Here is a 10963-nt window from a genome sequence, read left to right as displayed (position 1 = left end):
TTTAAAAAAAGAACGCGGGGCTTTGGATGCCATCCAAAGCCCCGCGTTTTTGGTTGATGCCAATATAAATAAATGGCGTACAATGTACGCCTGATAAAATGAACATATCAATATCATTTGATGAATTTAATAATTCGGTAATTCAAAGTTCTTATTATGAAAATGTTACCAAATTATTTCTTATAGGTTCAATCTACTGATAAGTAACAATATAGATATGTCGCAAATTTTTACATAACAATCGCATTATAGGTCAACATGTATAACGCATCTAATTTTGGCCTTCAAACAGAAACTAAGACAGCTATTATTAAAACCGATCTAAAACAATAGTCAAACTATACAATCAATAAAACAATGAATAAATTTTTAAAAACCGGCGTATTAGTGGCAAGCATTGCACTAACGGGAATGAAGGCAAGTGCACAGGTATATCCTTACTTCGTAGATTTTGAAACAGACAGCATCAAGGCTTATGCAACAGCGACGCCTACATTGCTGAATGGAAGAAACTGGGTTATGCCCGGTGTGTTTTTAGGAGATATGGTGCCTACAAGTGACAAGTATAACGGACAGCATGCAGCAAGAATGCGCCGTGTGGATAACACGACAGGTGCAAACGGTTCAATGACATTGAACGAGGATTTACAACAAGGTATCGGAAGCGTAACATTGTCGCATGGAAGATACGGTTCTGAAACAGGCAGCACATTTGGCGTTTATTACAGTACCAATATGGGTTCTACATGGACACAAGCGGGCAGCAATATTACTCCGGGCAGCACATTAACAGCTGTAACCATTCCAATCAACGTTTCAGGTCCTGCAAGAATAAGCATCAGAAAGGCTGATACTTCTGCATCAAGAATTGATATAGATGATATTCTTATCACAGGTTTTAACGGTTATGCAACCAACGTTGTAACTGTAGCAAGAACACCGCTTGGTGCTAATGTCCCTTTGGCTACCGATACATTGAGCTTCAGATTCAATCAGACTATAAATAAAGGAACGGGTAATATCATTTTACATAATGTTACTGATGGTTCTGTACAAAATAAAGCTGTTACCTCTTCTGATGTTGTAGTGAGCGGACAAGATGTTACCATTAATAACATTACACTTGGCTCTAACAAGCATTACTATGTAACTTATGATTCTACTGCATTTGTAAGTACTACAGGAAACCTTAAGAGTACCGGTATTTACAATAACAGCGCGTGGATCTTCTCAACAGAAGATACTGCGATTGCACCTCCTATGACTTCCTTGAACGAAACGTTCTCTACTTGTCTTGATCCTGCGTTGGGTACATTCAAATATGTTTCCAAAACAGGTTCTCAAACCTGGAGATGCGGTACACAAGGACATACAGATGCTAACTCTGTTTACATGAATGGCGGTTTCTCAGGTGGCGCTAACGATAACGAAGACTGGTTGATCACGAATGCTCCGATAAATCTTTCAAGCACAACTAACCCTGTTCTGGAGTTCTGGGAAAAAATAAGATATACAGGTTTGACTACAAAAATTGTAGCTGTTTCTACAAACTATGCAGGTTCAGGAGATCCGGCTTTGGCTATATGGACAACTATTAAAGATGTTACCAATGAAACTTCAACTGACTGGACAGCGTTCTCAAACATATCATTAAGCACTTACCAAACAACTCCTTTCTACTTGGCTTTCAAATATACTTCTGCTGCTACAAGTGGTGGTGCACAAGAGTGGTCAGTAGATGATATTAAGATTTCTGCAGGTTCAGGTAGCGGAACAGGCATTTCTGAAAGAAAAACGGATGGTATGACGCTGGCTGTTTTGGGTGCTGCTACAAGCGAACAAATAGTGTTAGGCATCGCATTGAAAGAGAGTACAACTTTGAATATTGCCGTTTATGACATTACAGGCCGTAAGGTTTACGAAGCAAGCCAACACATGCAACAAGGTGCTAACCAATACAGGATTCAAAATGTACACCTGACTAAAGGCCTTTATGTTATTCGTGTAAACGATACAACACATTCAGGTGTGATTAAAGCTGCTGTACAATAAGATTTATCAGATTCAAAACAAAACCGGAATGAGCGCACAATTCATTAATGTGTGCTCATTCTTAGAATATAAGAATACTTTTTTTACCGGAACAAGAGATTAGCTTAAATCTTACAAAACGCTGCTATCATCAAAGTTCCTGCATTTGCAATCTGAAAGGGTTGTGGGGTGTTTTTTGCCTTTATTATACTCTTAATTCAAAAAAATTACATTATAAAATGAAACGGATTTTTTCTCCAATCCTAAGCTTTTTGTTACTGGCAAGTATGGCAGTAAATCTTTCATCATGCCTTAAAAAAGATTTTGATACGCCGCCTGATGAAAGCAGCGTTGACCCGCATCTGAAGGTTACGCATACTATTGCGCAACTGAAGAGCCTTCCCCAGACACAGATTGACAGCAATGTTGTTATCTCCGGCATTGTATGTATGGATGACAGAAGCGGCAATTATTACAAAAAAATAGTAATACAGGATTCAACAGGTGGTATAGAAGTATTGATAGACCAAACTAATCTCTATACGGACTACCCTGTAGGACGTAAGATATACATTAAATGTAAAGGGCTTTCTCTTGGAAGCTATCATGGCTTGTCTCAGTTAGGTAATGCGCCTGATGCACAAGGCTCGCTTACAATGATTAATGGTACAACTGTAGGTGACTATATTGTCAAAGCAACTTTCCCGAACAAGATTAAGGTAGATACTTTAAGTTATAGTGACTTAAAGGTACCGGGACAAAATGTAAACAGGCTTAATACGCTTGTTGCCATAAGAGACGTACAATTTGCTGATGCGGACGCAGGTGTGCCTTATGCACCGCCAACTGCCACTTTCAACAGAAGCCTTGCTACATGTTCCGCTTCAGGCGGTATTGTGGTCCGCTCCAGTAACTACGCCAACTTCCAGCCGATATTGACTCCTACAGGTCAAGGTGTAATAGTAGGTCTGTACACAAGATATGATGATGCAGCGCAATTGATCATCAGAGATACAACTGATGTGAGAATGTACAACCCACGTTGCGGTAATGGTGCTACTTCATTAATTACAATTGACAGTGTACGTAAATTGTTTACAGGTGGTACTGTTACGCTGGAAACCTATAAAATAACAGGGGTGGTAATCAGTGATAAATCGACAGGAAATCAGCAACCACAGAACCTGGTATTGCAACAAGGTGATCGCGGTATCGTTTTACGTTTTACAGGAACGCATACTTTTAACTTAGGTGATTCTTTAACTGTGAATGTTACCGGTGGTGCGTTGGCAGAATACAACAGCCTTCTGCAGATAAGCGGATTACAAACAGGCGCAGCTTTTAAATCGGGTACCGGTACAATAGTACCGCGTGTTACAACAATTGCACAAATCAATTCGAATTTCGAAGCATGGGAATCTACTTTGGTGAAAATTGCAAATGTAACTTTCCCGTCAGGTTCTTATTCGGGCAATAAAGTAATAAGTGATGGCTCCGGTTCTATAACATTATACACAATAGCCACCGCAACTTTTGCTAATGATAACCTGCCGACAGGTACAAAAACCATAACAGGTATTACAGGTCAGTTTGGTACTACCAAACAAATTCAGGTACGAAACCTTACAGACATCCAGTAATAACAAACATTCATCAACAAGCTGAACTGATGAAAATGAAGACAGGCATATTCATACTATTTCAATCAAATTATTCACTTTTTACAATATGAAACATTCCTTTATTACGGGATTGCTTTTACTCTGCTCTTACTGTCTGTTTGCACAACAGGAGGCACTTATCAAAGGAAAAATTATTTCATCCGGCACTAAAAGAGAGATAGCTGAAGTAACGGTTAATATACCGGAACTTAACCTTCAGGCTATAACAGATGGTTCTGGAGACTTTGTTTTCAGCAATGTGCCTTTTGGTAATTACCATCTTATTGCCACCACAGGCTTTATCCATACAGATACAATTCCACTTACCGTTAATGAAGCAATCGTAGATGTCGAAACGATAGAAGTTTCCATAGACGACGCGGCTACCTCTATGGAAAGCCAGCAATTGCCTACTATTGCCCTGGAAGAAAGCGCTATCAGCTCTGATGATGACGGCGTTAGTGACCAGAATATTTCAGGGGCTTTGACAGCTTCACGCGATCCTTTCCTTGCAGCAAGTTCTTATACTTTTGGTCCGTTAAGATATCAACTGAGGGGTTATAAACGCGACCAAATGGAAGTTTATCTGAATGGCATTATGATGAATGATGTAGAATCGGGTTATGCTTCCTGGAACCAATGGGGAGGTTTGAATGATATCTTCCGTAATCAGTCTGTAACCTTTGGGCTTGAACCGGGCGAAGCTGGTTTTGGCGGCCTTATAGGCTCCTCTGAAATAGATGCTACTGCAGCTTCTCAAAGGCAACAAACGCGCATTTCTTATTCTGCATCCAACAGAACTTACAGTAACAGGGTAATGGTGACACACAGCACAGGTATGATGCGTAACGGATGGGCATTTTCTGCTTCGGCATCCAAACGCTGGTCTGATGATGGTTATGTTCCCGGAACTTATTACAATGCGTATTCTTACTATCTGGGCGTCAGCAAACAGCTTAATGATAAAAGCTCTATACACCTTACTACGTTCGGCGCGCCGACAAGCAGAGGAAAAGCAGCACCTGTAACCAAGGAAGCTATTGCGCTTGCAGGAGATAATTACTATAATCCTAACTGGGGTATGCAGGATGGTGAAGTAAGGAATTCCAAAGTAAATAATTCCTTTCAGCCAACGACGATTTTAAGTTATCAATACAAGCCGAATATGAAAACTTCCCTGAATGCAGCTTTTGCTTTTCAGACAGGTTACAATGGCAATACTTCTTTAGACTGGTACAACAATCCTGATCCGCGCCCTGATTATTACAGATACTTACCAAGTTATTTCTTAAATGATCCTAATGGCCCTAATTACGAACAGGCCGAGGCTACAAGAGAATATCTGACAGCAGATCCGAACAGGATGCAGATTGACTGGAACAGAATTTATCAGAATAACATGATGAATCAAAGAACGGTGAATGGCGTTACCGGCAGAAGATCGCTTGTAATACTTGGCGAAGATCGTGATGATGTAAATCGTTATTCTTTCACAACTAATTTATTGAAAAATATAAACGAACATATTACTATCAGAACTGGGGTAGCCGGTATGTTGCAAATGACAGAAAGTTACCGTAAAGTAGATGATTTATTGGGTGGTGACTATTTTGTGAATCTTAACCAATTTGCGGAGCGTACTTATGTAGGTAATGTGCAGTTCAATCAAAATGACCTTAATAATCCAAACAGTATAGTTAAAGTAGGCGATAAATACAGCTACGATTATAAATCACAATTTTATAAAGCTTACTGGTGGGGACAATCATCTTTTGTATTTAATAAGGTAGATATGTTCCTTACAGCAAAAGTAGGGACAGAGGGTTTCATGAGAGACGGTCAATTCAAGAATGGCCTTTTCCCTACCAAATCTTTTGGTTCGTCAGAAACATTCAATTTCCTTACATACGCTGTTAAAGGGGGCCTGACTTATAAAATTGACGGACGTAATTATCTGTATGCAAATGGTGGAGTAATGACAAATGCACCTTCATTTGATAATACTTTCATTTCGCCGCGTACCCGCAATGATGCTATCTCTGAACCTAAAACAGAGATGATAAAAACAGTGGAAGCGGGTTATCTGCTTCATTCGCCAAATCTGACGGGAAGATTATCCGGCTTTGTTACGGATATGACCGGACTGACAGATATCAAACGTTTCTATCATGATGACTATCAGACTTTCGTAAACTATGTGATGCGTAATGTGGATATGAGAAATTTAGGTGGCGAGTTAGCTTTACAGGCAAAGATTAGTCCGAGTTTTAGCGCTACTGCGGTTGCTACCTGGATGCAGGCTTTTTATACCAACGAACCTGATGTAAGTATCTATCGTGATGATGACACATCAAGCAAAGTTGGCACAAGCAAAGTTTATATCAAGAATTATTACGTTGCTGCAGGGCCGCAATCTGCTTATACTTTAGGGCTTAATTATAAATCACCAAAGTATTGGTATGCCAATGTGAACTTCAATTATATGGACAGGAATTACATTGACATTAACCCAAGCAGACGTACTGCCGAAGCTGTAGGATTATTAGCCGACGGCGTAGAAAAATCTGCTATTCTGGCGCAGGAAAAACTTCCGGGTATTTTCACCATGGACGTCTTTGCAGGAATATCTATAAAGGTGAATAAATATATTCATGCTGCTTCAAAGAATTCCTTTATCTATATCAATGCAGGTGTAAATAACATATTGAATAACCAGTCTATTAATGGTGGTTTCGAGCAATTACGTTTTGACTATTCTACTCAGGACGCAAATCGTTATCCCAATAAATATTTCTATGGTTACGGTATTAATTACTTCTTAAATATCAGCTACAAATTCTAAATCTCTTTTGTAATGTATCGCAAATATATTATTGCCTTTGTCTTATTTGGTTTACTTGCTTTCAGTCGCGGGGCTCAGGCTCAGATTGTTGTCAATGAATTTTCACAAGGAGCGTCAGGCAATAAGGAATATCTCGAATTTGTTGTTAAAGGACAGCCTACATGCACCAATAGTTGTGCAGACCTGAGAGGATGGATATTTGATGATAATAACGGTTGGTATGGCAGTGTTGCCATTTCTCCGGGTTGTTACAGATTTAAGAATGATCCCAACTGGGCCTGTGTACCTTACGGATCGATTATAGTAGTTTATAATAGCGGAGACATCAATGCAAACTTACCTGCAGATGATCCTACTGATGCCAATAATGATCACGTCTATATAGTACCCATCACGTCTGCTTTACTTGAGTTACAAAACTCATTGCCAAACAGCGGGTCAATGACGTATCCTTCAAGTGGCTTTGGCGCTTCTACAACATGGACAAACATGGCTTTGAACAACAGCAATGATGTGGTACAGACGGTTGATCCTGCAAATCTTACAGCGTCTTATCATGCTGTAAGTTATGGTAGCGGTGTGTCATCTCCTGTACACATGAGTGGTTCAGGCTCTCAAAAAGTTTTTTATCTTAATGATGCCCAATATAATATAAGCGCTTCATGGATAGCAGGAAACGTACCGGCAAACGAAACGCCGGGCGCACCGAATACACCTGCGAATGCAACATGGATAAATGGCATGTTAAATGCATCAGGTGGCGGCGGAGCTTCTAATAATGATACTACAGATGCTGCGATTTGTCAGGGTTCAAGCTATCTGTTCAATGGAACCAGCTATAGTGTTACGGGATATTATACAGATACATTCACCTCAGGCGGAGGATGCGATTCTATCGTGACATTAAACCTGATAGTAAATCCTATACCTGCTGCTCCGGCGGTTGTTTCGCCTCTTTCTTATTGCGAAGAGGCGATTGCACCTGTGCTTGCAGCAACCGGAACATCGCTTTTATGGTATGATGTTCCGACAGGAGGAACAGGCAGCAGCATTGCTCCTTCTCCTTCAACGGTTGCCGCAGGTAATTATACATACTATGTTTCACAACAAGTTTTAGGATGTGAAAGTCCAAGAGCCGAAATTAAAGTTGATATCAAGCCTAAGCCATTGCCACCTGTTGTTTCATCTTCTTCGGAATTGATTTGTCAGGATGCTCCGGCAATTACTTTAACAGCACAGGGGCAAAATCTATTGTGGTATAATCAACCATTGGCTTCAACAGGTTCTCCTGTTGCGCCGGTTATTAATACAAGCACCGGCCATACTGAGACATGGTATATAACGCAAACAGTGAACGGATGCGAGAGTGACAGCGCGCTTATTGCAGTCAATGTAAGCAGCATTCATGCAGATTTTACATTGAGTGCCGATACACTTTGCATCATCGATTCTTTATCAACCAATAATCTTTCTCTCGGAAGCAATTACATCAATCACTGGAATTTCGGTGACGGCTTTAGTTATGTTGACCTGAATCATATACACCAATATACAGTACCCGGAATTTATGATGTGACACTTGCAATAACCAATAGTGATGGCTGCGTAGATACTGCTGTAAAATCAATATGGGTATCGCCGGTGCCGGACCTTAAGGTATCATTGGACAGAAGGGACATTTGTACTGGTGAGCATGTTATTTTCAATTTAAAATACATGGCAGGCTTCGGGTTGTTCAATTGGAATTTCGGAGATGGCGTAGGTGCTTCGCTGGATGACAGGGATAATGTGCAGGAAAGAGGAAACATTGTACAAACCGAGCTCAGACATGCTTATGATCAGGCAGGAACTTTTTTCTTTACTACTACGGCATCAACTCCGGGGTGTGAGACAAAGAACGGTCATGATTCCGTAAATGTATATGCATTGCCTAAGGTATATCTTGGTCCTGATACATCACTTTGCCTGCATGGAGCGCCTATTCTGTTGAAGAACACATACGGAGAAGGTCTCGGCGAAACGTATGAATGGAGTACCGGCGAAACGACACCTGAAATATTAGCAAAACATCATGGTGATATAACTTTAACTGTAAGTACGCCGTATTGCAGTAATTCAGACGTGATTCATATTGCAAAGGATTGCTACATAGATATTCCAAACGCTTTTACACCAAATGGCGATGGAGAGAATGATTACTTCTTCCCAAGAGAATTATTGTCTTCCTCAGTTGTTGATTTCTCCATGCAATTAGTAAATCGCTGGGGTCAGAAGATATTTGAAACAACACAAATAAATGGCAGAGGCTGGGACGGAAAGCTTAATGGAACAGACCAACCCGGAGGCGTGTATATATATCTAATCAAAGCGACTTTCATCAATGGAGCTACTGAATCTTATCAGGGAAATGTGACATTGCTTCGTTAAATGAATGTTGTGCATTGAAGTTTAAAAATTATTGACGAAACATGAATATAAGAATAGTATTTTTTTCCCTTTTAGGCTTATGTAGTTTTACAGCCAAGAATCAACTTAATGCACAGACCCAACATTCAAAAGATGATTGTGATTTTAATGATTCCCTTAATGCAATAAGATCGTATAAATTGTTGTTAGCAGATAGCATAGAGCTGGCAAATTTCGTACCGGCAAAAACAGTTCCGACAACAGCATGTGCAGTGCCATCTCTTGCTGCGGTAAACGCAGAATTCAGTTTACAGAACGATAAGATATACGGATTCTTTAAAGGTGTTGAAAATGCAAATCTATACCTCGTCGTTTTTGATGAAGAACATCTGTCCCCCACTCTTCCCAAAGATGGTGTATATTACAAAGCCGGTACTGCATTAGGCACCGGAACAGTTGTGTCAAGCAATGAAGCTACTGCATTTGTTGCTTTAAATCTAAAATCTTCAAAAACCTACCGTATTAATATTTATGCTGCCAACACTAATTGTGTTGAAGGTATCAGATATAATGAAGTCCCCGTTTATTCAGGCTCAATGAAGCCTACGGACCCTTCGTCGCTGAACCATTATTTTGGCAATCTCCATAGCCACAGCAGTTATTCCGATGGTAATCAGGATAACACAAGTCTTATACCTTCCGATGATTATGCTTTCGCAAAAGAAGCGCTTTGTATGGATTTTCTGGGCATTGCAGAACATAATCATTATTCTTCGCCACATAATCCGGGTATGCATGTAGCCGATTATGCAAAGGGGCTGCAACAGGCTAATACATTTACAAATAATAATGCTAATTTCCTTGCTTTATATGGCATGGAGTTTGGTGTCATAAGCAATGGCGGCCACGTGGTTGTATATGGCATAGATAGTTTATTGGGCTGGGAAACATTAGTCGGCAGTCCGAATTATAACATATATGTCGGCAAATATGATTATTCAGGCAATAACGGATTATTCAACACCATCAACAGATTTAAAAACACGAATGCATTCGGCAGCTTTGCACATCCTGAAGATACAGATTACGGAGACCTCTTAACTGTACAGTATCAACCATTGGCTGACAGTGCTATAGTAGGTTCTGCTGTGGAAAACGGCCCTGCGTTTTCTGATGAAATCAATTATAATGATCATCCTTCAACAATGAGCTATCTTCAGTACTATAAAGGCATGCTTGCAAGAGGTTATCATATTGGCCCGACTATAGATCATGATAATCATAATCTTACTTTCGGCCATACCAGTCGTTCACGGTTAGTCGTATTAAGCCCTTCCCTGAATAAGGATGATTTTATGAAGGCAATGCGTTCCAGAAATTTCTATGCTACACATAGTTGTACTGCTGTAATGGATTTCCAGTTGTTTGGAAAGAATATGGGAAGTGAAATGGAACATGCAGATGCTCCGGCTATGGTAGTTACCATCAGTGACCCATCAACAAGCCAGCAACCGGTAATAAAGATTTATAAAGGTACGAATGATGGCAACATAGCATCGCTTATTGCCACAGGTAATTCAAATTCTTTCAGTTACACAGATGAAAACCTTGCTGACGGCTCTTCGGCTTATTATTTTACCGACATTTCCATTGGAAATAAAAGAACAATATCCTCTCCTATCTGGTATCACCGTAATGATAATGCTGTTACATCCATACCAAAAATATCTGCTGAAGATGATTTGTCTTTAGTTATTTATGGTAACCCGGTAAGAGGTTCGTTGCTGCAATTCAAATTAGCTGCCTATAATTACGGACTAAATGAAACCATTCTGATAAGAGATATATACGGCAGAACAATACTGACTACAGTTGTCAAGGGAAATGATGAAGCTGTAAGTTTGAATGTAAGCGGTTTACCTGCCGGTGTCTATGTGTTAAGCGTGCTTTCAGACAAAAAAGAGTATCACAAAAAGTTCGTGAAATATTAATTGACGGAGCTTCTATACAAAGCTGCCATCTT

General features: G+C 40.0%; 5 protein-coding genes. All 5 read left to right on the top strand.

Translation table 11 applies throughout. The annotated features are described in order from the left end of the window. Positions 1 to 357 precede the first annotated feature (357 nt). The 5 genes from F0919_RS07970 (at position 358) to F0919_RS07950 (ending at position 10931) form a co-directional block, all read left to right on the top strand. Complete coding sequence (locus tag F0919_RS07970) at positions 358 to 2052, top strand: T9SS-dependent choice-of-anchor J family protein (RefSeq protein WP_150032228.1); 1695 nt, start codon at positions 358 to 360, stop codon at positions 2050 to 2052. Positions 2053 to 2270: 218 nt separating this feature from the next. After that, a complete protein-coding gene (locus tag F0919_RS07965; RefSeq protein WP_150032227.1) occupies positions 2271 to 3671 on the top strand; it encodes a DUF5689 domain-containing protein in 1401 nt (466 codons plus the stop codon). A gap of 88 nt (positions 3672 to 3759) precedes the next feature. Next, positions 3760 to 6534 carry a carboxypeptidase-like regulatory domain-containing protein gene (locus tag F0919_RS07960; protein WP_150032226.1) on the top strand — a complete coding sequence of 925 codons (2775 nt, stop codon included), beginning with the start codon at positions 3760 to 3762 and terminating at the stop codon, positions 6532 to 6534. 12 nt (positions 6535 to 6546) lie between these two features. Continuing rightward, on the top strand, positions 6547 to 8961 hold the full coding sequence (locus F0919_RS07955) for a T9SS type B sorting domain-containing protein (protein ID WP_150032225.1): 2415 nt from the start codon (positions 6547 to 6549) through the stop codon (positions 8959 to 8961). 41 nt (positions 8962 to 9002) lie between these two features. Continuing rightward, the gene (locus tag F0919_RS07950) at positions 9003 to 10931 is read left to right on the top strand and encodes a T9SS type A sorting domain-containing protein (RefSeq protein WP_150032224.1); all 1929 of its coding nucleotides are present in this window, start codon (positions 9003 to 9005) and stop codon (positions 10929 to 10931) included. Positions 10932 to 10963 lie beyond the last annotated feature (32 nt).

Source organism: Taibaiella lutea (assembly GCF_008629695.1).
GTDB lineage: Bacteria > Bacteroidota > Bacteroidia > Chitinophagales > Chitinophagaceae > Taibaiella > Taibaiella lutea.
This window is presented reverse-complemented; position numbering and strand designations above follow the sequence as displayed.